Here is a 26,515-nt window from a genome sequence, read left to right on the forward strand (position 1 = left end):
AAGTACTCAGGCGCCCTGCGCCTCTGCCGCTTCATGCGCCTGGCGCAAGCGCTCCCGACTGTTGGACAGGTGCATGCGCATCGCCATCTTCGCCCCTTCGCTATCGCGCCGGGCAATCGCCTCATAGATCGCTTCATGCTCGTGACGCAGGCGGCTCATGTAGTGCGCCTGGTCATCATGGGCGATCCGTGCCGAATTGAGCCGGGTGCGCGGAATGATGCTGGTGCCCAGATGATTGATGATGTCGGCAAAGTAGTGATTGCCACTGGCCTGGGCAATGCGCAGGTGAAACTGAAAGTCCGCCGACACGGCATCGGAGGCATGCGCAGCGCTTTCGTTGATCTCATCCAACGCCGCACGCATCCCGGCCAACTGCTGGTCATCGCGCCGTTGCGCGGCAAGCCCGGCTGACTCGATCTCAAGCGCGATACGCAACTCGAGCACCGCCAGCACCTCACGCAGGGTGACCACAGTTGCCGGATCGATGCGAAAACCGCTACCCGCCGGCGCATCCAGCACGAAGGTGCCGATACCGTGGCGGGTCTCCACCTGGCCTGCTGCCTGCAACCGCGAGATGGCCTCACGCACCACCGTACGGCTGACGCCCTCCTCGGCCATGATCTGCGACTCGGTCGGCAGCTTGTCGCCGCGCTTGAGCTGACCACTGCGGATCCGTTCGGTCAGCACCGTGACCAGTTCCTGGGCCAGACTGCGCGGCTTGCGCCGGGTCCTTGCCTGTACCTGCTGCTCTGTCATGCCGTGTATTTCACCTTGAAAGACCAGCGTCATCATAGCGCAAGCAGTTGTACGATCACATACATCCATTACGGTTTTCGCTCACCCTGCGCACTGCCGGTTGCGCCCCTCCAGGGGCAAAACGCGAAGGCGCCTCGCCCAGCACCCTGCGGAACATGCTGGAAAACGCACTGGGGCTGTCATAACCCAAGTCCAGGGCGATCCGCGTCACTCCCTCACCGCCGGCCAGGCGTGTCACCGCCGCCATCAGGCAGGCCTGCTGCCGCCACTGACCAAACGACAAGCCGGTCAGCTGCCGAAACTGTCGATTGAAGCTGCGCATGCTCTTGTTCAATTGCTGCGCCCAGTGCTCAGCGGTCTGATGAATATTCGGTGCCTGCAAAAAGCCTTGGCACAGTGCAGCCAGTGCCGGCTCGACCGGCATCGGCGCATACAGCGGCAGGCTCGGCGCCCGACGCAACTCCTCGAGAATCAACGCCACTAACAGCCCATCGCGCCCATGCGGCTCATACAGCGCGGGCACATCGGCACTGGCCAGCAGCAGCTCATGCAGCAATGGGCTGACCAGCAAAGCCTGGCAGCGCGCATCGACACGCGGCAGCGCTTGCGGCTCGATGTACACACTGCGCGTGCTTACCCCCTGCATCTTCACCTGATGGCGCTTGCCAGGCGGGATCCATACGCCGTTATAGGGCGGGATCACCCAGGCACCATCGTCGGTCAACACCTCCATCAGCCCGCTCATGCCATACAGAAACTGCGCCCGGCGATGGCTATGCGCCTCGAGCAAAGTGCTCGGCGGGTAGTCGGTGCCGATGGCCAGTACTGGCCTGGGAATGCTATCGACCTGGGACAACGGGGTATTACGCATGCTGCACAGCCTTGGCCTGAACGCGATGATTATTGGCCAATTCACGCATGTCGGCCAAGCGTAACCTGCCTACTCTGCGTGCGTCCTATCACCTGCAGAGGCAGCACGATGCTGTACCCACTTTTAAGCATTTTCGGCGTCGCCGCCGGCATGACTACGTTGTTATTCGGCTTCGGTGGCGGTTTCTTCGCCGTGCCGCTGCTGTATGCGCTGCTGATCGCCGGCCATGGAGCAGACGCCCCCATCGGCCAACAGGCGATGCAGATTGCTGTAGCCACCTCGGCTGCGGTGATGATCTTCAGCAGTGCCCTGGCCACCTGGCGTCATCACCGCTCGGGCAGCCTGCGCTGGGATCTGATTGGCCAACTGGCACCGGCCATCGCCTTGGGCGCGATAGTTGGCGCCTATGCAGCGCTGCAGCTGGACGGCACCTGGCTGCGGTGGCTGTTCATCGGCTACCTGGTGCTGACGTTGCTCGATAGTTGGCTGCGCCCAGGCTTTGTCAGCGACGCCGGCGCCGTTCTGCGCCCAATGAGCCGGGCAGGCTCGGCCCTGGTCGGGCTGCCAATTGGCGCGCTGGCAGCACTGCTGGGAGTGGGCGGCAGCGTCATGACCGTACCGCTGATGCGCAGGCGTGGCGCAAGTATGCTCACTGCTACGGCCATGGCCAATCCGTTGTCGCTGCCCATGGCACTGAGCGCGTCGCTGGTATACGCCATGCTGCCTTCAACCGGTGAGCCGTTGGGCAGCGGATTTGTCGGCTTGATCGACCTGTACGCGGCGGCCGCCCTGGCGCTCGGCGCATGGCTGGGCATGCAGCTGGCTTCGCCGCTAGTGGGGCGCATCGCCGACAGCCTGCACGCCAGAGCCTACCTGGTGCTGCTAGGCACAGTCCTGCTGGTGATGCTCTGCGCCGGGCGCTGAGCGCTGGCCAATCGCCCTGCAACGGCGGTAACGTGAGGGTTTGAGCGCGTCTACTCCACGGAAGGAAGTACAGCATGATAACCCTCGACCGACTGTTACTGGGCTGCGGCCTGTTGATCCCCGTGTGGCTGCTGATGGGCGTGACCCTGACCGCGGCAAGCTACCCTGGCTACAGCCACCTGCATCAGGCCATGAGCCAACTGGGTGCGGTTGGCGCACCGACCCAGGGATGGTCTGCGCTGCTGAACAACTTCCCCCTCGGCGGATTGTTCGCCCTGTTCGCCTGGGGGTTGGCACGCCGCTGGCGGCAGTCGAATTGGGCACGCTTGAGTGCTTTGCTGGTGCTGGTGCATGCGTTGGGCAGTATCGGCACCGGCTGGTTTGCTTGTGACCAAGGCTGCGCCCCGGCGCAACCCTCGTTTTCGCAGCAGATGCACAACCTGAGCGGGCTGCTGATGTTCCTTTCACTGACCCTGGCCAGCCTGCTGTGGAGCTGGCTGGGCAAACGGGTGGCCGGCTCTGCCAGCCTCGCCTGGGGGTCACTGGCCTGCACAGTGCTGGCGATCGTCAGCGTGATACTCATGGCCCAGGCGGCGCATAGCGGCGAATGGTTCGGCCTGTACCAACGGATCAACTACGGCGTGTCGGTCATCTGGATTGCCATCCTGGCGCTGTACAGCCTGCGCAGCACCCGCCGCAATCCGCTGCGCATGGCGATCATCTGACGGCAAATTGCTGGCCCCCAAGTTTTTGAAGCGAAGGCAAACTCCCTTTTCCTTCATAAGCTTAGGACAGCATCATGCGGGTATTTCTAGCAACCATGGCCGGCTGCCTGCTGGCCTCCATGGCCTTTACCGCTCAGGCCCGGGCCCTGAGCCAGAATGATCGGCACGTCTGTGGCTGGGGTTCGCAGATCGCCGCCGAGGCCCAGCAGGCCAAGCTTTCCGGGGTCAACCTGTATGCGACCCGCAAACGTTTACAGGCGCGCAAATTCCCCAAGCCGTGGATGCGCATGACTGCCTTTGGCATTACCGAGCAGACCTACAACAGCCAATCGCGCCTCAAACCTGCGGCTATCAAGCAGACGTACTATGAGCAGTGCGTTCAGCATGCTGTCGCGAGACGTTAGTGTATAAATATCAGCCAGTTAACCAATCTTTCTAATATCGATTGGAAGATAATTCAGTATCGCTTTCTTCGCGGCGGTTATCTCCGACCGCGAAGAGATCCCGCACTGAATGCTAAGCAAAATATCTATATATTTCATACTGATACAGATGATTTCTAATCTATTTTGTTAATTCAGGCTTGCTGCCAGGGCGGCCCATGCTTGAAACACGTCTGCAGCCAATCCTTGAACGCGCCGAGGGCAGCGCTATTCAAGCGCGCCGAGGGCCGCACGAAGTAAATCCCGGCAGCGACATCCAACTGCCACTGCGGCAATACCCTGACCAACCTGCCAGCTGCCAGATCCTCGACCATTAACCAGTCGCCCCCAGCAATGATGCCTACACCGCGTCGTGCCGCCTCCAGTAGGGCCTCGTTGTCGTTACCGCGCAGCGAGCCGCTGATCTTGACACTCTCCTGCCGCACACCGGCCGTCAGATGCCATTCAGGAAACGAGCGCAAGCCACTGAAACCCAGACAATTGTGCGCGCTCAAATCAGCCGGTTGTTGCGGCTGTGGATGCTTGGCCAGATAAGCGGGTGCAGCACACAGGATACGCAGGTGATCGCACAGCTTGTTGGCGACCAGTCGATTGTCAGCCAGCTCACCAATGCGAATGGCCCCATCGAACCCCTCGGCGACCAGATCGACGAAGCGGTCGGCATACTCTATCTCCAGGGTGACCTGCGGATGGGCCAGGACAAACTCCGCCATTAACCCACTCAACCAACGCCGCCCCATCGCGGCGGGCAACGCCAGACGCAGACGCCCGCGCACAATAGCTGCCCCTTGCGAGGCCTGCTGTTCGGCTTCGTCGATCAGGCGACCGGCCAGGCGCAAGCGCTCAACCAGCCGCTCGCCCTCATCGGTGAAGCGCAACTGCCGCGTGGTGCGCTCGACCAGACGGATCCCCAGGCGCTGCTCCAAGGCGCCCAGGCGGCGTGACAGCACCGAGGGGTGGCGTTGCAGTTGCCGGCCTGCGGCGGCGAACGATCCCTGCTCATGCAAGGCCAGCAAGGTGGCAAGCTCATCGGCGCGGCGACTGTCGAATGGATCCATGGCAAGGCTCGTTGGCAGCTATCAAGGTGTCAGGATCAGCGCTCCCTGCGCGCGACCCTGTTCCAGGTCGGCATGGGCGCTGGCAACATCGGCCAGCGGATAACGGCGCCAGATCCGCGGCTGAATGATACCGCTGGCAAGCGCGGCCAGCACATCGCCAGCGCGCTGCTGGTACTCCTCGGTGCTGCGGGTGTGCGCGGCCAGCGACGGCCGGGTCAGATACAGTGAGCCTTTGCCATTGAGGGTGGCGACGTCGATGGCTGCAGGTGCCCCAGAGGTGGCGCCGAAAGACACCAACAAACCGCGCACGCGCAGACTGTCCAGAGAAGCTTGCAGCGACACCTTGCCGACACCGTCGTAGACCACATCGACACCTAGCCCGTTGGTGAGCTCTTTGACCTGCGTGGCCAACGTTGCGGCATCGAAGACCAGTACATGATCACAGCCCGCCGCGCGGGCACGCTCGACGCTCTGCGCCTTGGACACCACGCCAATCACCAAAGCCCCCAAATACTTGGCCCAAGACCCCATGATCTGGCCGACGCCGCCGCCAGCGCCGTAGATCAAGACGTAACTGCCAGGACCGACCGGATAGGTAGTCTTGAGCAGGTACTGCGCGGTTATGCCTTTGAACAGCAGCGCCGCTGCGTCCTCGTCGCTCACCGCAGGCGGCAGCTTGATCAGGCGCTCGGCGGGATACAACCGGCCGCTGGCATAGCCGCCGACAGGACCGGTGGCGTAGGCCACTCGATCGCCCACTTGCACGCTGTCGACCCCCTCACCGACTGCCGTCACCCGCCCGGCACCCTCCAACCCCAATCCGCTGGGCAAAGGCAGTGGTGCGCCGCCCTTGCGCTGCAGCACGTCGAGTGGGTTTACGCCAATGGCCGTCTGCTCCAACCAGACCTGCCCAGGCCCTGGGGGCAGTGCCTGAACAGTCTCCAACTGCATTACCTGAGCGCTGCCGGTTTCGCTGAGTACGATGCGTGTGGCCATGATCCATTCCTGAACAAGTAAAAGACCCATCCAGGCTAATTACCTTCTGTACATCGAACAATCATGCCCAGCGCAGATGATTTCTGCACCCAGCGCAGCAATCTGGGCCGAAAGTAGCGTTGCAGCAAACCTGCAAACTGTCGAAACTGCGCCTACGACCAACCTGACGACAGGCTCGCGCAGCGAGCCTTCAGGCCCCTCTCCAGGTGACCATGAATAACAACAAAGCCTGTAGCGCCCGCTTGCCTGGCCATTCGCTGTTGCTGCCCACCGTGCTCAGCCTGCTGGCGTTCGCTGCCAACTCCTTGTTTTGCCGCCTGGCCCTGCGCGATGGCGCGATAGATGCCAATAGCTTTACCGCGCTACGACTGGGTAGCGGTGCGGTCTTTCTCGCCAGTGTGCTGTGGTTCAGCCAGGGTAGACGGGCGCCGCGCGGCAGTTGGGCGGCGAGCCTGGCGTTGTTCGCCTACGCTTGGCTGTTTTCCCTCGCCTACCTGCAATTGGGCGCAGGGGTCGGGGCGTTGATGCTGTTCGGCGCAGTGCAGGTGAGCATGTTCGCCTATGGCCTGGTCAGGGGTGAGTCGCTGCAGCGGCGGGTGCTGCTGGGCATGCTGATCGCCTTTACTGGGCTGATCGCCCTGCTGCTACCCGGCGCCGATGCGCCGCCCTTGGCCAGTGCCCTGATCATGCTGGTGGCGGGAGTGGCGTGGGGCGCTTATTCGGTGCTGGGCAAGGGGTCGGCTGACCCGCTGGCAGATACTGCCGGTAACTTCCTGCGCAGCTTGCCACTGCTGCTGGCGCTGGGGCTGGGCCTGATCTTCAGCGGCGCACAAGTACAGCTGAGCAGCGAAGGCGTGCTCTACGCGCTCGGCTCCGGAGTGCTGGCGTCCGGTGCTGGCTACAGCCTGTGGTATGGGGTGGTGAAATACCTCAGCGCCCAGCAAGCCGCGACGCTGCAACTGAGCGTGCCGGTCATTGCGGCGCTGGGTGGGGTCATGCTGCTGGGCGAGCCGTTGTCCTGGCGCTTGAGCCTGACCTCACTGGTGGTGCTCGGCGGCGTGGCGCTGGCGTTGAATCCAGCGCGCAGGGGCTGATGCGCCTTAGCAGCCGCTCAAGGCGGGGGCGCGGCGTTCGCCAGCAAAGAACATCGGCCGCAGGCGCACGCCGATCAGGTTGCCCGCGTAAGCCGCAACCAACCACAGCCAGCCATGTACGCTGCCCGAGGCGATGCCACTGAAATAGGCGCCAATGTTGCAGCCATAGGCCAGGCGCGAACCATAGCCCAGCAGCAGGCCGCCGATCACCGCCGCAATCAGCGAAGGCAGCGGGATCTTCAGGCTCGGCGCAAAACGACCGGCCAGGCCCGCCGCCAGCAGCGCGCCGAGCACGATGCCGATATCCATCACCGTGGTGATGTCCTGCCACAAGGGCGCTGCCAGCGCCTTGGCATTGGCCGGCGCCTGCCAGAACACCCAGCTGCCGACATCCACACCCAGGCCGCTGAGGGTCTTGGCGCCCCACAGGGCGAAGGCCGACGTGATACCCCATGGACGACCCGCCAGGGCCAAGGTGGCGTAGTTCAGCAGCGCCAGGGCGACAGCGCCCCAGAGCAAAGGCCAAGGCCCACGCACAAAGCGCCCCAGGCCCTGATGCGCACTGGCCACTGGCGCTTCAAGCTGGCCATGGCGGCGTTTCTCCAGCAGCACAGTGACCCAGGCAATCAGGGCAAATACCGCCAGGCTCGCCAGCAGCGCCGGGGTCACGCCCCAGGCCTGGACAATCGAGGTCGCCGGGAATGACGGCAAGGCAAACCACCAGTCGGCATGATGGGTTGCAGTGACCGAGCCGATGATGAAGAACAGCAGCGTCACCAGCATCCGCGCGTTACCGCCGCCGACCGTGAACAGCGTCCCGGAAGCACAACCACCGCCCAGCTGCATGCCAATGCCGAAGATGAACGCACCGAACACCACCGACACGCCTGCCGGGGCAACCAGGCCGGTGACCGGAGTGCCGAACAGGCTGCCAGCCGACAGCGCCGGGAAGAACAGCAGCACGGCCAACGCCAGCATGATCATCTGCGCGCGCAGGCCTGCCCCACGACGTTCGTTGATGAACACCCGCCAGGCTGAGGTGAACCCAAAAGCGGCGTGATAGAGCGTCAGCCCCAACGCAGCGCCAACGATCAACAGCAACACCTGCTTGAATCCGGCGTTGAGATTGACCAACCAGGCACCGGCCACTAGCAAGGCCAGGGCGACCAAGGGGGCGCCCAGGCGGCGCGGTTCAGGTGAGGCAGTTGCAGAAAGACCCATCGGCATACTCGGATAACAGTGAAACGGGGGCGCGAGTATACCGCCGTGCGACTGTCAGTGCTCGCCGCCAGGCAAACGCCTATGCTTGCCATTTCCCCCTCAACTGCGGAGCAGCAGATGCCCTCAGCCGACGACGCCCTGCTGCAAAGCTGGCAGCACAATGCCCAAGCCTGGATTGAGGCCGTTCGCAGCGGTGCGATCGAAAGCCGCCGCCAGGTCACCGACCAGGCGATCCTGCTCGCCGTGCTTGGCCAGCAACCTGAGCGAGTGCTGGACCTGGGCTGCGGCGAAGGCTGGTTGTTGCGCGCCCTGGCTGAGCGCGGCATTGCCGCCGTTGGCGTGGATGGTGATGCAACGCTGGTACAGGCCGCTAGGGCGGCGGGCTCGACGTACGTGCACCTGGGCAGTTACGAGCAGTTGGCCGAGGCCCTGGTGGATGTCGGCACAGCGTACGACTTGATCTGCGCCAACTTTGCCCTGCTGCAGCAGGACATAATTCCCTTACTGACAGCCGTCAGCGCTCTGCTCAGGCCTGGCGGGGTGCTAGTGATCCAGACCTTGCATCCTTGGGCGGTGGCCAATGGCGATTACCAGGACGGCTGGCGGGAAGAGTCATTTGCCGGATTTCAAGGGCAGTGGCAGCCGATGCCCTGGTACTTTCGCACGTTATCGAGTTGGTTGCGGGCTCTGGAAATGGCGGGGTTGAGGCTGGTCAGTCTGGACGAGCCGCAGCATCCACAGAGCGCCGTGCCACAGTCGCTGCTGATGGTGGCTGGGCGGTTGGCTGAATAGCGGTCATTGCCACGTATTTGCAGTGTCCGGTCCGGCCTCTTCGCGGGCAAGCCCGCTCCCACAGGTACCGCGCAGATTTCAGTTCAGCGTTGAGCCAGCACTGACACCAGGCAGATCCTGCGAACCCCACGAACCCTGTGGGAGCGGGCTTGCCCGCGAAGAGGCCGGATCTGACACGACAACGCCATTGGCTGCACAAATCCGTAACCGGCCCAATTGTCAGTCGTCAGTCAGCTGCTCGGGGCTGACCTTGGCAACCTTCTGCTCAGCGGGCGGCATCAGGTGCAACACGCGATTACGCCCGCCTTCGGCCAGCAGATAACCGCCCTTGCCGTCGGCGACGATCGCCTGCGGCGCCTTGAGGAACGACAGCATGGTCTGGCGCAGGCCTTGGGCATCGATCAGCAGCAAGCGGGCGCGGTGGGTGGAGTCTTCGCTGATCCACAGGCCGCGCTGATCGCACATGAGAAAGGTCGGATTGCGCAGGCCTTGCACCACGACCGGGTCGTTGCCGTCATCACTGAGTGCGCGAACCTTGCCCTCGCCCTTCTGGGTGTAGAGCAGCCGACCATCATGGCAACGGGTCAAACCCTCGGTCTCGGTCAGGCCTGAGCGCAGCACATCGAGCTGCCCGCTGTGCCAGGCGTAGCGCATCAGCCGGCCATTGCCGCGACGGTCCTCGATGGCGTAGAGGTAATCGCCATCGTTCCACAAGCCCTGCACGCTCTCGCCTTCGAACAACGGGGTGATCTTGCCGTCACGCTGCAGGCTGACTGGCGCCTTGCCACCTTCCTGGCTGAATACCCAGCCGCCTTCGACGGCCACCATGCCATCGGGCTTGGACAGGCCGTCGACCACCACCACCCGGTCACCCTGGGCGGTGATCTTGAGGATGCTGCCGCGCCCATCGTCGAGCTCGCGACTGACCAGCAGGCTGCCATCGGCTTGCGGTAGCAGTGAGGCGGCCTTGGCCACCGAGGTGTGCAGCACGCTGACCTGCCAGCCCGTGGTCGCTTGCACCGGGTAGAAACCCTGCCAGGCGAAGAAGCCCAGCGCGCTGACCACCACCGCAGCCGTGGCACCCAAGGTGATTCGTACTCCGCGCTTGCGCAACACCTGCCACATCCAGTCGACTCCTCTGAGAGCAGGCGATGCTAGCAAGGGGATGTGAAAAATATGTCGTGGGAGCGTTGCCGGCTTGCGTTCTCCAGCGTTGTGCAAATCGAGCGCGGCCCACCTGGCGTTCACGCAATGGCCGGGCCAGACCACTCCTGGCTAAACCACAAAATGATATAAAAAGAACAAAACATTCTAACCAAATGGAATTAAAAAATTGAAAGCCTCAAGCCTGCTCCTTAATCTCAGGTCATCTTTCCAGCGCCTGATCAGGAGCCAATCCCGTGCCTACCCGTACCTTCTCCCCCCTGCGCCGCCTGTTGCTCGGCGGCCTGCTGGCCAGCGTTGCCAGCGCCGTGCTGCCCTGGTCCAGTGCGGTTGCCGACGACGCCAAGACCCTGCGCATTGGCTACCAGAAATTCAACAGCATCAATATCCTCAAGGGCAGCGGTGCCCTGGAAAAGGCCCTCGCACCGCAAGGCGTCAAGGTCAGCTGGCATGAATTTGCCGCCGGCCCGCAACTGCTCGAAGCGCTGAGTACCGGCGCCATCGACCTTGGCCACGCGGCCGATGCACCCTCGGTGTTCGCCCAGGCCGCAGGCAAGCCGGTGGTCTACCTGGCCGCCGAACAACCCTACCCGCGCGGCATCGGCTTGGTGGTGCGCGAGCAGGACCACATCGCCAGCGTGCAAGACCTCAAAGGCAAGCGCGTCGCCACCGGTCGTGGCTGGAACGCCCAATACCTGTTGGCCGTGGCCCTGCAGCAAGCCGGCCTGAGCTACCAGGACATCACCCCAGCCTACGTCAACAATGCCGCCGACGCCGTCGCCGCCCTGCAGTCGGGCAACGTACAGGCCTCGACCCTGTGGGATCCGTTCCTGGCCGCCGCCGAGCAGCAGCCGGGCCTGAAGAACCTGCGTGACGGCAGTGGCCTGAGCAACAACCGCACCTTCTATCTCTCCACAGCAGCTTTTGCTGACCAACACCGCGAGCTGCTCAAGACCTTCTTCAGCGAGCTGGCCAAAGTCAGCCAGTGGGCCAATGCCAAGCCTGCCGAGGTGGCTAGCCTGCTGGCACCGCAACTGGGCATCAGCGCCAACGTACTGGAAGTGGCCAGCGAGCGGCGCAACTACAACGCGGTAGCGATCACCCCGCAGATCGTCGCCGAGCAGCAAAAGCTGGCCGACACCTTCCAGGGCCTGGGCCTTATCCCGCACAAGCTGAGCGTGGCTGACGCGGTCTATCCAACCGCCGTGCTGCCCTGACGCCAAGGAGACCTGGATGTCACGCCCGATCCGCTTCAACGCCTTCAGCATGAACGCCGCCAGCCACCAGTCGCCAGGCTTGTGGCGCCACCCACGCAATACCAGCGTGCAGTTCAATCGCCTGGACTACTGGACCGACCTTGCTCGCCTGCTTGAGCGCGGCCTGTTCGATGCGCTATTCATCGCTGACGTACTGGGTATCTACGACGTCTACCAGGGCGGTCCAGAGGCGGCCCTGCGCGGTGGCGTGCAGGTGCCGGTGAATGATCCGCTGCTGCTGGTCCCGGCCATGGCCGGGGTCACCGAGCACCTGGGCTTTGGCGTGACATTCTCGCTGACCTACGAACACCCCTACCCCTTCGCCCGGCGCATGTCGACCCTCGACCATCTGAGTAACGGCCGGGTCGGTTGGAACATCGTCACCGGCTACCTGGATAGCGCCGCGCGCAACCTGGGGTTGGACCGCCAACTGGGCCACGACCAGCGTTACGACTTGGCCGATGAGTACCTGCAAGTGCTGTACAAGCTGTGGGAGAAAAGCTGGGAAGATGATGCGGTACTGCTTGAGCGGGACAGCGGGCGCTACATCGATCCGTCCCGCGTACACCCCATCGGCCATCATGGCCAGCACTTCCAGGTCCCCGGCATGCACCTGTGCCAGCCCTCACCACAGCGCACCCCGGTGCTGTTCCAGGCCGGCGCCTCGGCACGCGGCCAGGCGTTTGCCGCGCAACATGCCGAGTGCGTGTTCATCAGCGGCCCGTCGCCGACGGTGCTGCGCCGCTACGCCGACGGCGTTCGCCAAGCCAGCGCCGCGGCTGGCCGTGGTCGCGACGAGGTATTGATCTACGCCCAAGCGCTGCTGATCGTCGGCCACAGCCGCGAACAGGCCCAGGCACGTTTTGCCGAGTACCGGCGCTATGTCGACCTCGACGCCGCGCTGGCCCTGCTGTCTGGCTGGACCGGCATCGACTTCGCCGGGCTCGACCCGGATGCACTGATCGAGTACGTGGAAAATGACGCCGGCCGGGCGGCCCTGGCCGCCTTCACCGCGGCCGACCCGAGCCGCCGCTGGACCGTGCGCGAGGCTGCTGAGTTCATTGGCCTGGGCGGGCGCGGCCCGGTGTTGGTGGGCAGTGCCAGCGAAGTGGCCGATCAACTCGAGCTGTGGCTGGATGAGACCGGCATCGACGGCTTCAACCTGACCTACGCGGTGCAACCGGACGATCTGCACAACGTGGTCGAGCTGCTGGTGCCCGAGTTGCAGCGCCGTGGTCGCTATCCTCTTGCCTATCAAGACGGCACCTTGCGCCACAAGCTGTTCGGCCAGGGCGATCGCCTGCCTGAGCAGCATGCGGGGCGCAACGTCAGCATTCAGTAATCAAATACCGGGTATTTCAACATTTAATTTGTGGATGGCAGTGCACGGACCCTATCCTGTCCGTGCATCCCCTGCGGCGCACCGGCCGGTGCGGTTTCCGGCACGGGGAGAGAACAACAAGTCGAGACTGTCCATGTCGAATCACTCCTACTTCGCCCCTCACGGTGGGCACCCCGCTCAAACCGAGCTGCTGACTGACCGTGCCATGTTCACCGAAGCCTATGCCGTCATCCCCAAGGGCGTGATGCGTGACATCGTCACCAGCCACCTGCCGTTCTGGGACAAGATGCGCATGTGGGTCATCGCCCGTCCGCTGACCGGTTTTGCCGAGACCTTCTCGCAGTACATCGTCGAAGTCGCGCCAGAAGGCGGCAGCGAGCGCCCAGAGCTGGACCCGAACGCCGAAGCGGTACTGTTCGTGGTCGAGGGTGAAATCGACATCACCCTGGAAGGCAAGCCCCACACCCTGGCCCCAGGCGGCTATGCGTTCATCGCCCCGGGCGCCGAGTGGAGCCTGCGCAACCACAGCAAAGCCAACGTCACCTTCCACTGGCTGCGCAAGCACTACCAGAAGGTCGAAGGCCTGGACCTGCCAGAATCCTTCGTCACCCACCGCGACAAGGCCCAGGTGATCGAGATGCCGGGCACCGAAGGCGCGTGGAAAACCACCCGCTTCGTCGACATGGCCGACATGCGCCACGACATGCACGTCAACATCGTGACCTTCCAGCCAGGCGGTGTGATTCCGTTCGCTGAGACCCACGTCATGGAACACGGCCTGTACGTGCTGGAAGGCAAGGCGGTGTACCGCCTGAACCAGGACTGGGTCGAGGTTGAAGCCGGTGACTTCATGTGGCTGCGCGCCTTCTGCCCACAAGCGTGCTATTCCGGCGGTCCAGGTCCGTTCAGCTACCTGCTGTACAAGGACGTTAACCGTCATGTGCACCTGACCCTCAACCCAAAGCGTTGAGTTCAGGCTGAGATTGTTGGGGCTGCGCTGCGGCCCCAATATCTGCCACCCCTTCCAAGTTTGTGGCCATACTAGAAATCGATACCCTCAACAGCGGCCCACGACCATGCCCCGCCCCCGCCTGCTGGTCGCTTTGTTATTCCTGCTCCCGCTCAACGTTCATGCCGATGATTGGCGCCTGGCGCATCAACAAGACGGCATCGATGTCTACCTGAGCGCCGTGCCCAGTTCCGCCTATCAACAGTTTCGCGGCGTCACCCGAATCAAGGCCAGCGTGCCTACCCTGGTAGATCTGCAGGAAAACCTGCGGGTAGCCTGCAAGTGGTTGTATGCCTGCGCCCAGATGCGCCTGCTGGAAGTCGACGGCGACAGCACCTGGGTCTACCTCACGACCGACCTGCCCTGGCCAGCACAACCCCGCGACATCGTCCTCAAGGTGCGCAGCGAGCGCCTGGACGACGGCACGCTGGTGCGCCATTTGAGCGCAGAGCCGACCAAGCTGCCCCCGGTGCAAGGCTTGATCCGCGTGCGCCGCTTGCAAGGGGAATGGATCATGCGTCCGCTGGGCGAGCGCGAAACCGAGGTCATCTATCAGTTACAGGCCGACCCCGCCGGCGATGTGCCGGGTTGGCTGGCCAACCGTTTTGTGGTCGATGCGCCGATGGTGACCTTGCGCACCCTGCGCGCGGTTGCCGAGCGCCAGCCCTGAATGCAAACGATCGGATGACCGTTGGTGAAATGTTTGGAACGACTTTGCCGGCCTGGCTTCAAAAGAATGATGCTCGTCATCTTTCGCCAGGAGCCCCTTTATGACTTTTCACTCTCTCGAAGCGCTATGAAGAGTACCTATCGCGCTTCCAGTGCATGCCTTGAGCTGGACTTTGTCCGCGACACCCTGTTCGGCCCCGTGGCCCAACGTGTCGAGTGCCATGTGCAGTTGGCCGCTATCAACCTACAAGGCTGTCCCGCCTTGCGCTTGCATGTGTCGCCCCCGTTACCCGCCAAGCTCGACCGCGCCCACAGCGTGGCATTCACCTGGGATGGCCGCAGCTACCGCGGCGTGGTGCGCGATCATGGCCGGTGTGGCGATGGCGGGCTGAACTTGCTGCTCGAACTGCAGTAAGGCGATCAATGGCAGGTAATTAGGCTGAACCCAGCCGCCGCCACGCTTCTCCATTGAAAGAGGCTGCGCTTGTCCTAGCGCGAAAGCCTGGAGGAGATCGCCATGAACAGTCCATTGCTCAAGCTCTTCATTCACCCCGCTGACGCCTGGCTGGACATCCGCCATGCCGAAGAAGCCCATCCGCAGCAATACCTGCCTCGTCTGTTGGCGATGGCGCTGATCCCCGCGTTATGCCTGTTTGTCGGCACCACCCAGTTCGGCTGGAGCCTGGCCGGTGAAGAGCGGGTGCGCCTGAGCATGGCCAGTGCCGCTCAACTGAGCGGTTTGCTCTATGCCACCACGGTGGTCGGTGTGATGATCATGGGTGTGATGATTCGCTGGATGTCACGCGGCTTCGATGCCCAACCAACGCTCAATCAGTGCATCGGCTTTGCTGCCTATTGCGCCACGCCATGGTTTGTTGCGGGAGTGGTGGGCCTGGTCCCCATGCGCTGGCTGGCTGTCGCGGCGCTGGCAGCGGCATCGGCCTACGCCACGGTATTGCTGTATGGGGGGTTGCAGACGTTCCTGCGCTTGCGCAAGGAGCAGGCCATGCTGTTCGCCACCTGCGTGTGGGGAGTGGGCCTGTTGCTGATGGTGACCATCCTGGTGTCGATGATCCTGTTCTGGTTCAACACCTTGATGCCTGAATATGTGCGCCCGGCCAGCCTTGGCTGACCGGGGCAACCGACAGCGCTCAGGCGATGGCCCTGGCCGCTGTGGCAGGATGGGCCAGGCGCTGCTCAGCGCGAAGCTGTGCCACCAGCCCAACCAGATCACGACAACTATTGAGGTTGGCGACCGGTACATCGGTGAGAGTCACGCAATCCTCAAGACTCTGCCCTTCACCGAGCCGAATGGTCAGGTGGGCGCCATCGGGGCAACTAACTTCACAACGGTCTGGCAGGCAGGCTTGCTCAATGAGCTGACGCATTTCCAGCATCGAAACACCAATCAACGACATGGTACGACCCTCTCTTCATCGGATGGCCTGTTATGTTTAATTACGCCGTCAGCGGGCGAGACGCCAATTGATAGTGCGCATGTTCAAGCGGCCGTCCATTTGCCAGAACAATCCCAGCGCAAGCAATCCCCTAGCACCTTAGTGGAAGATCTCCAGCCGGCGGTGACCGTTCGTTCTACTGCGCCTATGATGCGACGGGCGGTCGCAGATCACTCAATGAAGTCCACAAATGCTGCGCCGCATAGGCTCGCCACGGTCGCCAGGCTTGAGCGCGGTGGGCCAAATCTGCCTCCACGCCTTCCAACACCTGCAGCGCCTTAATCAACGCGACATCACCCAGCGGTAACGCATCGGCGTCACCCAGTTGGCGCAGCGCAAGGTACTGCGCGCTCCATGGGCCGATCCCTTTGAGCTTGAGCAGGCGCTCAAGCGCGGTATGTGATGCCTGGCCAGGAGCGAGTAGATCAGGGCTGGCCAACAAGGCGTTGGCCAAGGTGGTCAGTGTGACTGCGCGAGCACGCGGCATGCCCAGGCCCTCCAGCGTCAGGCCAGCGATTGCACTTGCACGAGGGAAGACATGGCTCAGCCCGGCTGCCGCCAACGCCAGCGGTTGACCATGGCGCTGTACCAGGCGACCGGCCAGGGTCATGGCGGCGGCGACCGTGACTTGCTGACCCAGTACCGTGCGCATGGCTTGCTCGAAGCCGTCCCAACCCTGCGCCACGCGCAGGCCAGGACGGCGGGCCAGCAACTGGGCCATCAGCGCATCGCGCCCCAGTTCGGCCTGGATGCGCGCAGGCTCTGCGTCCAGATCGAACACCCGGCGCAGGCGCGCGACCAGCGCAGGTACAGCGCCAGGGGCAACCCCGGACAATTCCACCCGCAACTGCGCGCCGTTCGTGGGCGACACCTGCACTGTCCCCTGCCGCCCGCACCACTCGAAGCTGCGCCGGTACACCTCACCCTGGCAGCGCTCGATCCCGGGAATGCACCGCGCAGCCAGGAAGGCCACCATTGCCGGCCAGTCGTAAGGGGCGCGGTAGCGCAGCCACAGGCAAGCCCCGCCCTCGGGCCGTACGCTACGGCGCACGGCCTGCAAGCGGGACAAGCGGGTGATCAATGCGGCGCCCCCTCCCCTGCATCGGCCATCAGGCCGAAACGCCCGGCATGGAAATCATCGAATGATTCGGCGATTTCTGCCTGACTGTTCATCACGAACGGGCCGTATCCGACAATTGGCTCATCGATCGGCTCGCCGCTGAGCAGCAGCACCACGGCGTCGTCCAGCGCTTGCACGTGCACCTGTTCACCCGCGCGATCCAGCAACACCAGGCTGGCAGGACCTGCATCGCGCTCGCCATTGACCCGGACACTGCCGCGCAGCACTACCAGTGCGGCGTTGCGGCCCTCTGCCACGGGCAATTGCAGTTCGGCACCCACCTTGAGCTGCATGTCCCAGACGTCCATGGCGGTAAAGGTCCGCGCCGGGCCAGCATGGCCTTGGTAATGACCGGCAATCACGCGCAAGGTACCGCCATCGTTGGCCAGCGCGACCACTGGGATATCCGTCGACAGCAGGGTCTGGTAGCCCGCCGCGGCACGCTTGTCCTTGGCGGGCAGGTTGACCCACAACTGCACCATTTCCAGGGCGCCACCGCTGCGGGCAAAGGCTGGAGAATGGAACTCTTCATGGATGATGCCGTTGGCGGCAGTCATCCACTGCACATCGCCCGGCCCTATCAGGCCACCGGCGCCGGTGGAGTCGCGATGCTCCAATTCGCCTTGATAGACGATGGTCACCGTCTCAAAGCCCCGATGCGGGTGCTGGCCAACCCCCCGGCGGGCATTGGTCGGGGTGAAGTCATGGGGCCCGGCGTAGTCGAGCAGCAGGAACGGGCTGATCTTGCTGGCCAGATGGTCGTAGGTGAACAGGCTGCGCACCGGAAAACCGTCGCCTACCCAGTGGGCATTAGGGTTTTGGTGAATACCCAGAATCTTTTTCATGAGATGACTCCTCTCTTGGCTGGGTATAACCTTACCTATAGTGCTAATGGCGCGGTAGATGGCCAAAACAGCACTGATCGTCCCATCTATGGAACATCAACCTCAGATCGCCTGCATTGCCAGTAACTCCGTAAGCACCTCGGCCAGGGCCTTGACCATCACATCCGCCGTTGGCCGATGCACGATGACGATCTCGTAGCTATCGACCTCAGGCAACCCCTGCATCGCGCCGAGCACCCGATGTTCGGCTGTGGCAGCGCGCGGCGGGAGCAGGCTGACGCCCATGCCATCGGCCACCGCTGCCTGAATGCCGCTAAGGCTGGAGCTGGTAAAGCTGATGCGCCAGCGCCGACCCATGCCCTCGATGGCACTGATCATATCGTCGCGGTACAGCCCACGCGGTGGGAAGGTCACCAACGGTATGGGGTCAAGATCGAAGGTAGGCAGGCGCGCGCTGTCGATCCACTGCAGACGCTCCGGCCAGCATGCCACGCCTTCACGACTGTTGCGCCGCTGCTTGAGCAGCACCAGGTCGAGTTCGCCATTGTCGTAGGCCTGGCTGAGGTCGCGACACAGCCCGCTGGTGACTTCCAGCTTGACCTGCGGATGCTGGCGGCTGAAAGCCGACAAGGCGTTGGTGGTGCGGCCGCCGACGAAGTCTTCCGGAACCCCCAGGCGCACAGTCATACCGACCATGGCCCCGGCCAAGGCTTCAAGCATCTGATCGTTCAACGCCAGCATGTGCCGGGCATAGCCGAGCAGGGTCTGGCCGGCGTCGGTGGGCAATACGTCACGGTTGCCGCGCACCAGCAGACGATGGCCGACCATCTCTTCCAACCGGCGTACTTTTTGGCTGATCGTCGACTGGGTCGAGTGCAGCCTTGCCGCTGCCGTGGTGAAACTGCCGCAATCGGCCACCACGACGATGGCGCGTAGCAGGTCGAGGTCGAACAGGGCTCTATTCGATTTCACGCTAACAGACATCGCGCTATTCAACTTGTAAATGACAAGCGTGAGTTCTAACACGCCCACCCGCTGTCGGCCAGCGCAATCAGCGCCTATTCACAACGGCACTGCCTGCCATCCAGATAAATCACTTCACCCCCTCACGCGGTTTTCCTAGGATGGACATTCATTGACCAGGAGCCGCCGCATGCGTCTACCCTGCGCTGCACTGCTGATGCTGCTTAGCTGCTGCAACTTCACCGCTTATGCCGAGACTACGATGACCGACTCTTTGATCGACGCCGCCCACCGCGGCGATGGGCTAACCGTGCAGCGCCTGCTGGATCAGGGTGCGCCGCTGGAGGCCAGGGACGCTCAGGGCCGCACTGCGCTGCTGGTTGCGACCCAGGCCAATCAAGTGCAAGCGGCGCAGGCACTGATCGCGGCCGGCGCCGATGTGAATGCCAAAGACAATATCCACGACAGCCCCTACCTGTACGCCGGGGCGCGTGGGTTCAACGACATCCTGCGCCTGACCCTCGAACATGGCGCCGACCTCAAGAGCACCAACCGCTATGGCGGTACCGCCTTGATCCCTGCGGCTGAGCGTGGCCATGTTGAAACCGTGCAGATGCTGATCGATGCCGGGGTGGATGTGAATCATCTCAATCGCCTGCACTGGACCGCCCTGCTGGAGGCGGTAATCCTCGGCGATGGCGGGCCGCGCCATGTGGAGATCGTGCGGCGGCTACTACAAGCCGGTGCTGATCCGACGATTGCCGACAAGGACGGCGTTAGCGCCCTGGAGCATGCGCGCCAGCGCGGTTATCAGGAGATGGTTCAATTGCTCAACAAATAGACCTGGCGCTACGCTACGGCCCTTCGCGGGTAGACCCGCTCACCCTGTTGCCTTGGTGAGCGACGCTTTACCTGCGCGCCGGCTTACCCGCGCAGGCCAGGCCCGCCCCCCACCGAGTATTCCCCAGACAGGCCACCCCTCCACAGACCAGCACAACAACCTGTGGGAGCGGGCTTGCCCGCGAAGAGGCCAGACCTGACCCCCGCGGAGTATTCCCCAGACAGGCCACCCCTCCACAGACCAGCACAACAACCTGTGGAAGCGGGCTTGCCCGCGAAGAGGCCAGACCTGACCCCCGCCGAGGATTCCCCAGACAGGTCACCCCCTACAGACCAGCACAACAACCTGTGGGAGCGGGCTTGCCCGCGAAGAGGCCAGACCTGACCCCCGCCGAGGATTCCCCAGACAGGTCACCCCCTACAGACCAGCACAAGAACCTGTGGGAGCGGGCTTGCCCGCGAAGAGGTCGACACTGACGTTATTGCATCCAGGGCGGTGGCGGTTCCTCGGCCTTGACCGGCCCACGCTCAGCCTCCTCTCGGGCAGCCCGACGGCGGGCATCATCGAGACGCGCCGCTTCGATCTCGCGCAGCACGCCTCCCACATCGGCATCGTGGTCGTCGTCCTTGAACTGCCCGGTCAACGGCGTATCGGCCAGCAACTCACCAGCCTCGAACAGCGACCACATTTCCCGCGCATAACGGGTGGCCTTGAGCTCCGGGGCAAAGCGGCCGAAGTAGCCGCTCATGTTCGCCACATCGCGCTCGAGCATGCTGAAGGCATGGTTGTTGGCCGCAGCATCCACCGCCTGGGGCAGGTCGATGATCACCGGACCGTCTGGGCCAAGCAGCACGTTAAACTCAGAAAGGTCACCATGCACCAAGCCTGCACAGAGCATCAGCACGATCTGGCGAATCACGAAAGCGTGGTACTCGCGCGCCTGCTCTGGCTCCAGGTGCACGTCGTTCAGGCGCGGCGCGGCGTTGCCGTCCTCGTCCACCACCAGTTCCATCAGCAGCACGCCGTCCTGGAAATCGAACGGCTTGGGCACCCGCACGCCGGCATGAGCGAGACGGAACAAGGCCGCCACCTCGGCGTTCTGCCAGGCGTCTTCGGCTTCTTTACGGCCGTACTTGGACCCCTTGGCCATGGCCCGGGCCTGACGGCTGTTGCGCACCTTGCGTCCTTCCTGGTACTCGGCGGCCTGGCGGAAACTGCGTTTGTTGGCTTCCTTGTAGACCTTGGCGCAACGCACCTGGGTGCCGCAGCGCACTACATAGACCGCTGCTTCCTTACCACTCATCAGCGGCCGTAGTACTTCGTCGACCAGCCCGTCTTCGATCAGCGGTTCAATCCGTTTTGGAGTCTTCATCAGGTTTAATTCGGGGTCCTGTTCTGCCAGACACTGGGTTTGCCGGCCATCCTCTCATAGCCTGAACCGACTTGCTCGCTCCGCCGCTATTCGATACGCGGATGTTGTTGTACCAAATGCTTGCGCTTGGCTTCCAGCTCAGCGATCTGCTGGTCGATGTCTTCGATTTTTTGCTCGATATTGTCGTGATGTTCCTGCAAAAGCTCACGTGCCTCCTCGATGTCAGAGGCCGCTGGGGCCGCGCCGCGCAAGGGCTGGTTGGCGGTTTCCTTCATGGTCACACCGGTTACCAGGCCGACCAGGGCAATCACCATCAGGTAGTAGGCTGGCATGTACAGGTCATTGGTGCTTTCCACCAGCCAGGCGGCGATGGTCGGCGTGAGGCCAGCGATCAGCACGGAAATGTTGAAGGCACTGGCCAGCGCGCTGTAGCGAATATGGGTGGGGAACATCGCCGGCAGGGTCGAGGCCATCACGCCGATGAAGAAGTTGAGCAGGATCGCCAGCACCAGCAAGCCAGCGAAGATCACGCCGAGCACGCCACTGTTGATCATCATGAACGCCGGGATAGCCAGGATGAACAAGCCAACACTACCGCAGATGATGAACGGCCTGCGGCCGAATTTATCGCTGAGCAAGCCGATCACCGGTTGCACGAACAGCATGCCGACCATGATCGCGATGATGATCAGTACCCCGCGGCTTTCGCTGTAGTGCAGGTTGTGCGACAGGTAGCTGGGCATGTAGGTGAGCAGCATGTAGTAGGTGACGTTGGTCGCGATCACCACGCCAATGCAGGTCAACAGGCTGCGCCAGTGCTGGGTAGCGACTTCCTTGAACGACACCTTGGGGCCGGAGGCCAACCCTTCGCGGTCGCCCTGTTCGAGTTTGTCGACGTGTTGTTGGAACGCCGGGGTTTCTTCCAGGGCGTGCCGCAGGTACAGGCCGATGATGCCCAGCGGCAAGGCCAGCAGGAACGGCAGGCGCCAGCCCCACTCAAGGAACTTCTCCTCACCGACGATGGCGGAGATGAACACCACCAGCCCAGCACCAAACACAAAGCCTGCGATCGAGCCGAAATCCAGCCAGCTGCCAAGGAAGCCGCGCTTGCGATCCGGGGCGTATTCAGCGACGAAAATCGACGCCCCGGTGTATTCGCCGCCAACCGAGAAGCCCTGGGCCATCTTGCACAGCAGCAACAGGATCGGCGCCCAGATGCCGATCGAGGCATAGGACGGGATCAGGCCAATGGCGAAGGTACTCAGGGACATGATCACGATGGTGGCGGCGAGGACTTTCTGGCGCCCATAGCGATCGCCCAGCGCGCCGAAAAACAGCCCGCCCAAAGGACGAATCAAGAACGGTACGGAAAAGGTGCCAAGGGCTGCGATCATCTGTACGCCCGGGTCGGCGCCAGGGAAGAACACCTTGCCCAGCACATAGGCGACAAAGCCATAGACGCCGAAGTCGAACCATTCCATGGCATTGCCTAGCGCAGCGGCGGTAATCGCCTTGCGCATCTTGGCGTCGTCGACGATGGTGATGTCTTTCAAGCCAATCGGCTTGACGCTTTTCTTGCGTGATTTCATATCCGTCACTCTGTATCTGACTTGTCCTGTGCCTGGCTGCCATCGTTTTGGTGGCCAGGCTCTAAGGCATCAGATACAAAGGGATACGAAATAATTCACCACTCACTGCTTTTTTCAGTGAATTGACCGAAGTCATCGCGGGGCAAAACCGCGATGACTCCGGTACGGCTTGGCAGTGCCTCTACTGATTGCGCGTCACTCGCCACACCGTGTTGGCCAGGTCATCGGCAATGATCAACGCCCCGCGCGGATCGACCGTGACCCCGACCGGCCGCCCACGGGTCTTGCCGTCTTCACCCCTGAAGCCGGTGGCGAAGTCCACTGGCTCACCGGCCGGCCGGCCATTGCTGAACGGCACGAAGATCACCTTGTAGCCCACAGGATTGGGCCGGTTCCAACTGCCGTGCTCGCCGACGAAGACGCCATCAGCGAACGCCTCCCCCATCGCTGGCAGCGAGAAGTCGACCCCCAGCGCCGCCACATGCGAGCCAAGGCTGTAGTCCGGTTTGATCGCTGCGGCGACCTTGTCCGGGTTTTGCGGCTGCGCGCGCGGGTCGACGTTCTGGCCCCAATAGCTATAGGGCCAACCGTAGAAACCGCCCTCCTTCACCGAGGTCAGGTAGTCGGGCACCAGATCAGGGCCCAGCTCGTCGCGCTCGTTGACTACCGTCCACAACTGCCCGGTGCCTGGCTGGATGGTCAGCGCGGTCGGGTTGCGCAGCCCAGTCGCATAAGGCCGGTGGGCGCCGGTCTGGGCGTCGATCTGCCAGACCATCGCCCGGTCGATCTCGGCCTCCATGCCACGCTCGGTGATGTTGCTGTTGGAACCGATACCGACATACAGGTAGCGACCATCAGGGCTGATGGTCAGGGCTTTGGTCCAGTGGTGATTGATCTCGGCCGGCAGATCGGTGACTTTGCTGGGCGGGCCGCTGGCCTGGGTCTGGCCTTCGCTGTAGTCGAAACGCACCAGCGCATCCTGGTTGGCCACGTAGAGCTTGCCCTCGGCAAAGGCCAGGCCGTAGGGGGCGTTGAGGTTTTCGGCAAACACGGTCTTGAGCTCATAGTTGCCGTCGCCGTCGGCGTCGCGCAGCAAGGTCAGGCGGTTGCCGCCCTTGACCTGGGTATTGCCCTTGGCCTTGATCGAACTGGCGATGACGTCCTTGGGCTTGAGTTTGGCGGCGCTGCCGCCGCGCCCCTCGGCCACCAGGATATCCCCGTTGGGCAGCACCAGGGTCTGGCGCGGAATCCGCAGGTCAGTGGCGATGGCGCTGATACTGTAGCCCTGGGGCACGGTCGGTTTTTGCTCACCCCAGGCGGTTGGCTGGGCGATTTTCATGCTCGGCAGCAAGCCGCGCTGAGGATCGGGCAACTTGGGGTCGGCGCCGAAGGTTTGCTGGGCATCACCTTCGCCGCCACAGGCACTGAGCAGCAGGGCCATGCTCAAGGCAGTCAGGGGGTATCTAGGGTTCATTGCGCACCTCCCGATCGCAAGTTGGTCAGGCCGATCCAGGTCGCGCTACAGGCCAGCGCGCTGACGATCACCGACAGCACCAGGCCCGAGGGCATTACCGCCCAGGCGTCCTTGGCATGCTCGAAGGCATTGACCAGGCCCAACAGCCAGGTGGCCAGCAGCACCAGGAAATACACCAGCGCACGCCCGCCTTTGTGCTCGGCGCGGATCAGATTGACCAACCCGAACAGCAGCGCCAGCCCGCAGAACAGCAAGCCGCCAGCGATCAGCCAGGCGGCGAAATTACTCCACTGGATCTGGTAGCTCTGGTAGTAGGCGATGTCACTGAGCAAACCGCCGAGAAACAGCGGCACAGTACCGGCCAGCAAGGTCGCGTGTAGCGGACCTGGCGTGCAGCGGTAGACAGGTTGAGTGGTAACGGTCACGGCGGCTCCTTTTCATTCGACAATCCTTGAAGTCCTGCTCAGCGCCGCTGCGCAAGACGCGCGATCACTGAGCATAGAAGAAGATCCCCCTGGCAAAGCGTTAGTTCAGCGCATGTGCGCGAATTGAAACGTTTCGAAAGACTTGCCGTTGCGCCACCTCAAGCTGCCCTCAGAGAATTCCGGGGCACGATGGCAGGCAATGTGATAAAGGTGATCGAGCCCCCACCGTCGAGCCTGAGCATGTCCGATACCCCAGAGACCCACACGCGCCCATGGACGGTCTTGCTGATTTTTCTGCGCCTGGGCCTGACCTCGTTCGGTGGGCCGATTGCCCACCTGGGCTACTTTCGCGATGAGTTCGTCATGCGCCGGCACTGGCTGAGCGAGCGCAGCTATGCCGACCTGGTTGCGCTGTGCCAGTTCCTGCCGGGCCCGGCCAGTAGCCAAGTGGGCATCGCCCTGGGCTTGTCGCGCGCCGGCTACCGTGGGGCGCTGGCGGCGTGGGTCGGCTTCACCCTGCCCTCGGCGCTTGCCCTGGTGCTGGTCGCCCTGGGCCTTGCCCGGTATGCACACGCGATTGCGCCAGGCGTACTGCAAGGTCTGCAGATGGTGGCAATCGCGGTCATCGCGCAGGCAGTGTGGGGCATGGCGCGCGCATTGTGCCCGGACATCCCACGCATCATCTTCATGGCAGTGGCGACCTGCGCGGCGCTACTGCTGCCGTCAGCGGGCGGCCAGATCACCGTCATTGCCCTCGCTGCCAGCAGCGGCTTGCTGCTGTTCAGGCCAAGCCCAGGCACACCCCATGAGCCGCTGCCGATCATGATCCGCCACCGCGCTGCGTTGCTGTGGCTGTCGCTGTTTTGTGCCCTGCTGATCGGCTTGCCGATCCTCGCCGAGCTGTCTGCCAATCAGGCCCTGGCGCAGTTTGATGCGTTCTACCGGGTAGGCGCGATGGTATTTGGCGGCGGCCATGTAGTACTGCCGTTGCTGGAGGCAGAAGTGGTAGCCAGTGGCTGGGTCAGCCGCGATACCTTCCTGGCAGGCTACGGACTCGTGCAAGCGGTACCGGGGCCGCTATTCACCTTCGCGGCGTTTCTGGGCGCTTCGATGAATGGCGCCCCTAGCGGCTGGGCGGGCGGGCTGATCTGTCTGTTGGCGATTTTCCTGCCTTCGTTTCTGCTGGTCGTGGGTGTGCTGCCGCTGTGGGAGCGTCTGCGCCGTAACACGCGTGCACAAGCGGCGTTGATGGGCATCAATGCCGCCGTGGTCGGACTGTTGCTGGCCGCCCTGGTGCGACCGATAACGGCTACTGCACAGCATGCGCCACAAGACCTGGCCCTGGCACTGTTGGCCCTGGTTGCGCTGATGCTGGGCAAACTTCCGCCTTGGCTGGTGGTGATCGCGGGCGGCGCTGTCGGTTGGTTGTTGAGCTTTTTTTGAAATCGGCTGCATCCAAAACACCCACTGGCGGGTAATCCCTTCAGCAGCCTTTCGCTGCCGAGCCGTTCCCCTGCGGAGAAACCGTCATGAATGCCAAACCCATCCTCAGTCTCATCCCCCGCACACTGGCCATCGCCGGCCTGTCGCTGACCCTGCACAGTGCCAACGCCCAGACCGGCCTGCCCGACGCGGTGAAAGTCCCCGATGGCCACAAAGTGGTCATGGAAACTGTCGGAGTCGGCGAGATCACCTACCAATGCCGGGACAAGGCCAACGCCCCCGGCCAGAGCGAATGGTTCTTCGTCGGCCCCAAGGCCGTACTCAATGACCGCGCCGGCAAAGCCGTTGGCAGCTACTTCGGCCCGCCCGCCACCTGGCAGGCCAAGGATGGCTCGAAAGTCACCGGCACGCAGCTGGCCGTGGCGCCAGCGAGCAAGGCCGACCTGCCCTATCAGTTGGTCAAGGCCAATCCGGCCGAGGGCCAGGGCGCGATGATCGGCGTCAGCTACATCCAGCGCCTGGCCACCCAAGGCGGCGTGCCACCGAGCACGCCGTGCAGCGCGGCCAACAAAGGTGAGCAACAGGTGGTGAAGTACCAGGCCGACTACATTTTCTGGGCGGCCAAGTAACGACCCAAGCGGCTCGGTGAGCGCAGTGAAAGTCGTC

The 26,515-nt window shown here is 63.2% G+C and carries 28 protein-coding genes; 14 read left to right on the forward strand and 14 right to left on the reverse strand.

What is annotated here, in order from left to right:
- Nucleotides 1–6: 6 nt before the first annotated feature.
- Nucleotides 7–756: a FadR/GntR family transcriptional regulator gene (locus ACI2JX_RS17155; RefSeq protein WP_264232562.1), complete on the reverse strand. Its 750-nt coding sequence runs from the start codon at nt 754–756 to the stop codon at nt 7–9.
- Nucleotides 757–811: 55 nt separating this feature from the next.
- On the reverse strand, nt 812–1,627 hold the full coding sequence (locus ACI2JX_RS17160) for an AraC family transcriptional regulator (RefSeq protein WP_404690576.1): 816 nt from the start codon (nt 1,625–1,627) through the stop codon (nt 812–814).
- Between the two features lie 108 nt (nt 1,628–1,735).
- Between ACI2JX_RS17160 and ACI2JX_RS17165 the strand changes: the two genes are divergently transcribed.
- From ACI2JX_RS17165 to ACI2JX_RS17175, 3 genes are all read left to right on the forward strand, one after another.
- The gene (locus ACI2JX_RS17165; protein ID WP_368973510.1) at nt 1,736–2,551 is read left to right on the forward strand and encodes a sulfite exporter TauE/SafE family protein; all 816 of its coding nucleotides are present in this window, start codon (nt 1,736–1,738) and stop codon (nt 2,549–2,551) included.
- A gap of 74 nt (nt 2,552–2,625) precedes the next feature.
- Nucleotides 2,626–3,276, forward strand: a complete 651-nt coding sequence (locus ACI2JX_RS17170; protein ID WP_404690577.1) for a DUF998 domain-containing protein — start codon at nt 2,626–2,628, stop codon at nt 3,274–3,276.
- Between the two features lie 74 nt (nt 3,277–3,350).
- Nucleotides 3,351–3,680 carry a hypothetical protein gene (locus ACI2JX_RS17175; protein WP_264232556.1) on the forward strand — a complete coding sequence of 110 codons (330 nt, stop codon included), beginning with the start codon at nt 3,351–3,353 and terminating at the stop codon, nt 3,678–3,680.
- 173 nt (nt 3,681–3,853) lie between these two features.
- Here the strand turns inward: ACI2JX_RS17175 and ACI2JX_RS17180 are convergent, their stop codons facing one another.
- Nucleotides 3,854–4,777 (reverse strand): LysR family transcriptional regulator, encoded by a 924-nt coding sequence (locus ACI2JX_RS17180; RefSeq protein WP_264232554.1) that lies wholly within the window; start codon nt 4,775–4,777, stop codon nt 3,854–3,856.
- Nucleotides 4,778–4,798: 21 nt separating this feature from the next.
- A complete protein-coding gene (locus tag ACI2JX_RS17185; protein ID WP_404690578.1) occupies nt 4,799–5,773 on the reverse strand; it encodes a quinone oxidoreductase family protein in 975 nt (324 codons plus the stop codon).
- A 212-nt stretch (nt 5,774–5,985) separates the two neighbouring features.
- Between ACI2JX_RS17185 and ACI2JX_RS17190 the strand changes: the two genes are divergently transcribed.
- A complete protein-coding gene (locus ACI2JX_RS17190; protein ID WP_404690579.1) occupies nt 5,986–6,867 on the forward strand; it encodes a DMT family transporter in 882 nt (293 codons plus the stop codon).
- Nucleotides 6,868–6,873: 6 nt separating this feature from the next.
- Here ACI2JX_RS17190 and ACI2JX_RS17195 read toward each other — a convergent pair whose 3' ends face one another.
- Nucleotides 6,874–8,088, reverse strand: coding sequence for a YeeE/YedE family protein (locus tag ACI2JX_RS17195; RefSeq protein ID WP_368973515.1), 1,215 nt, complete (start codon nt 8,086–8,088; stop codon nt 6,874–6,876).
- A gap of 117 nt (nt 8,089–8,205) precedes the next feature.
- Between ACI2JX_RS17195 and ACI2JX_RS17200 the strand changes: the two genes are divergently transcribed.
- Nucleotides 8,206–8,880 (forward strand): class I SAM-dependent methyltransferase, encoded by a 675-nt coding sequence (locus tag ACI2JX_RS17200; protein WP_404690580.1) that lies wholly within the window; start codon nt 8,206–8,208, stop codon nt 8,878–8,880.
- Between the two features lie 219 nt (nt 8,881–9,099).
- Here the strand turns inward: ACI2JX_RS17200 and ACI2JX_RS17205 are convergent, their stop codons facing one another.
- Nucleotides 9,100–10,005: a hypothetical protein gene (locus ACI2JX_RS17205; protein ID WP_404690581.1), complete on the reverse strand. Its 906-nt coding sequence runs from the start codon at nt 10,003–10,005 to the stop codon at nt 9,100–9,102.
- A gap of 275 nt (nt 10,006–10,280) precedes the next feature.
- On the opposite strand from ACI2JX_RS17205, the gene ACI2JX_RS17210 reads away from it, so the two are divergent.
- From ACI2JX_RS17210 to ACI2JX_RS17235, 6 genes are all read left to right on the forward strand, one after another.
- A complete protein-coding gene (locus ACI2JX_RS17210) occupies nt 10,281–11,261 on the forward strand; it encodes an aliphatic sulfonate ABC transporter substrate-binding protein (RefSeq protein WP_404690582.1) in 981 nt (326 codons plus the stop codon).
- A 16-nt stretch (nt 11,262–11,277) separates the two neighbouring features.
- Nucleotides 11,278–12,642 (forward strand): LLM class flavin-dependent oxidoreductase, encoded by a 1,365-nt coding sequence (locus ACI2JX_RS17215; protein ID WP_404690583.1) that lies wholly within the window; start codon nt 11,278–11,280, stop codon nt 12,640–12,642.
- Nucleotides 12,643–12,775: 133 nt separating this feature from the next.
- Complete coding sequence (locus tag ACI2JX_RS17220; protein WP_186557047.1) at nt 12,776–13,612, forward strand: bifunctional allantoicase/(S)-ureidoglycine aminohydrolase; 837 nt, start codon at nt 12,776–12,778, stop codon at nt 13,610–13,612.
- A 106-nt stretch (nt 13,613–13,718) separates the two neighbouring features.
- Nucleotides 13,719–14,321, forward strand: coding sequence for an START domain-containing protein (locus ACI2JX_RS17225; RefSeq protein ID WP_404690584.1), 603 nt, complete (start codon nt 13,719–13,721; stop codon nt 14,319–14,321).
- A 126-nt stretch (nt 14,322–14,447) separates the two neighbouring features.
- A complete protein-coding gene (locus tag ACI2JX_RS17230) occupies nt 14,448–14,735 on the forward strand; it encodes a hypothetical protein (RefSeq protein ID WP_264232541.1) in 288 nt (95 codons plus the stop codon).
- A gap of 102 nt (nt 14,736–14,837) precedes the next feature.
- Entirely contained in the window at nt 14,838–15,452 is a 615-nt protein-coding gene (locus ACI2JX_RS17235) for a Yip1 family protein (RefSeq protein ID WP_264232539.1), read from the forward strand.
- A 19-nt stretch (nt 15,453–15,471) separates the two neighbouring features.
- Here the strand turns inward: ACI2JX_RS17235 and ACI2JX_RS17240 are convergent, their stop codons facing one another.
- The 4 genes from ACI2JX_RS17240 to ACI2JX_RS17255 all read right to left on the reverse strand — a co-directional run bounded on the left by ACI2JX_RS17240 (nt 15,472) and on the right by ACI2JX_RS17255 (nt 18,726).
- A complete protein-coding gene (locus ACI2JX_RS17240; RefSeq protein WP_264232537.1) occupies nt 15,472–15,738 on the reverse strand; it encodes a DUF1652 domain-containing protein in 267 nt (88 codons plus the stop codon).
- A gap of 184 nt (nt 15,739–15,922) precedes the next feature.
- Entirely contained in the window at nt 15,923–16,753 is an 831-nt protein-coding gene (locus tag ACI2JX_RS17245; protein ID WP_404690622.1) for a DNA-3-methyladenine glycosylase family protein, read from the reverse strand.
- 101 nt (nt 16,754–16,854) lie between these two features.
- The gene (locus tag ACI2JX_RS17250; protein WP_368971950.1) at nt 16,855–17,742 is read right to left on the reverse strand and encodes a pirin family protein; all 888 of its coding nucleotides are present in this window, start codon (nt 17,740–17,742) and stop codon (nt 16,855–16,857) included.
- Between the two features lie 102 nt (nt 17,743–17,844).
- The gene (locus ACI2JX_RS17255) at nt 17,845–18,726 is read right to left on the reverse strand and encodes a LysR substrate-binding domain-containing protein (protein ID WP_404690585.1); all 882 of its coding nucleotides are present in this window, start codon (nt 18,724–18,726) and stop codon (nt 17,845–17,847) included.
- 169 nt (nt 18,727–18,895) lie between these two features.
- Between ACI2JX_RS17255 and ACI2JX_RS17260 the strand changes: the two genes are divergently transcribed.
- Nucleotides 18,896–19,546: an ankyrin repeat domain-containing protein gene (locus tag ACI2JX_RS17260; protein ID WP_404690586.1), complete on the forward strand. Its 651-nt coding sequence runs from the start codon at nt 18,896–18,898 to the stop codon at nt 19,544–19,546.
- A 478-nt stretch (nt 19,547–20,024) separates the two neighbouring features.
- On the opposite strand, the gene ACI2JX_RS17265 is transcribed toward ACI2JX_RS17260, so the two are convergent.
- From ACI2JX_RS17265 to ACI2JX_RS17280, 4 genes are all read right to left on the reverse strand, one after another.
- Complete coding sequence (locus tag ACI2JX_RS17265; RefSeq protein ID WP_264232530.1) at nt 20,025–20,918, reverse strand: PA4780 family RIO1-like protein kinase; 894 nt, start codon at nt 20,916–20,918, stop codon at nt 20,025–20,027.
- 86 nt (nt 20,919–21,004) lie between these two features.
- Entirely contained in the window at nt 21,005–22,507 is a 1,503-nt protein-coding gene (gene proP, locus ACI2JX_RS17270) for a glycine betaine/L-proline transporter ProP (RefSeq protein ID WP_186557035.1), read from the reverse strand.
- Nucleotides 22,508–22,688: 181 nt separating this feature from the next.
- A complete protein-coding gene (locus ACI2JX_RS17275) occupies nt 22,689–23,981 on the reverse strand; it encodes a PQQ-dependent sugar dehydrogenase (RefSeq protein ID WP_404690587.1) in 1,293 nt (430 codons plus the stop codon).
- Entirely contained in the window at nt 23,978–24,406 is a 429-nt protein-coding gene (locus tag ACI2JX_RS17280; RefSeq protein WP_264232528.1) for a DUF2231 domain-containing protein, read from the reverse strand. The genes ACI2JX_RS17275 and ACI2JX_RS17280 overlap by 4 nt, the downstream gene beginning before the upstream one ends.
- A 240-nt stretch (nt 24,407–24,646) precedes the next feature.
- Here ACI2JX_RS17280 and chrA point away from each other — a divergent pair, with 240 nt between their 5' ends.
- Nucleotides 24,647–25,849, forward strand: coding sequence for a chromate efflux transporter (gene chrA, locus ACI2JX_RS17285; protein WP_404690588.1), 1,203 nt, complete (start codon nt 24,647–24,649; stop codon nt 25,847–25,849).
- 86 nt (nt 25,850–25,935) lie between these two features.
- Complete coding sequence (locus ACI2JX_RS17290; protein WP_264232525.1) at nt 25,936–26,478, forward strand: DUF3455 domain-containing protein; 543 nt, start codon at nt 25,936–25,938, stop codon at nt 26,476–26,478.
- The last annotated feature ends 37 nt before the right edge of the window (nt 26,479–26,515 follow it).

This window comes from Pseudomonas sp. NPDC088890, from assembly GCF_044900155.1.
Classification (GTDB): Bacteria; Pseudomonadota; Gammaproteobacteria; order Pseudomonadales; family Pseudomonadaceae; genus Aquipseudomonas; species Aquipseudomonas urmiensis.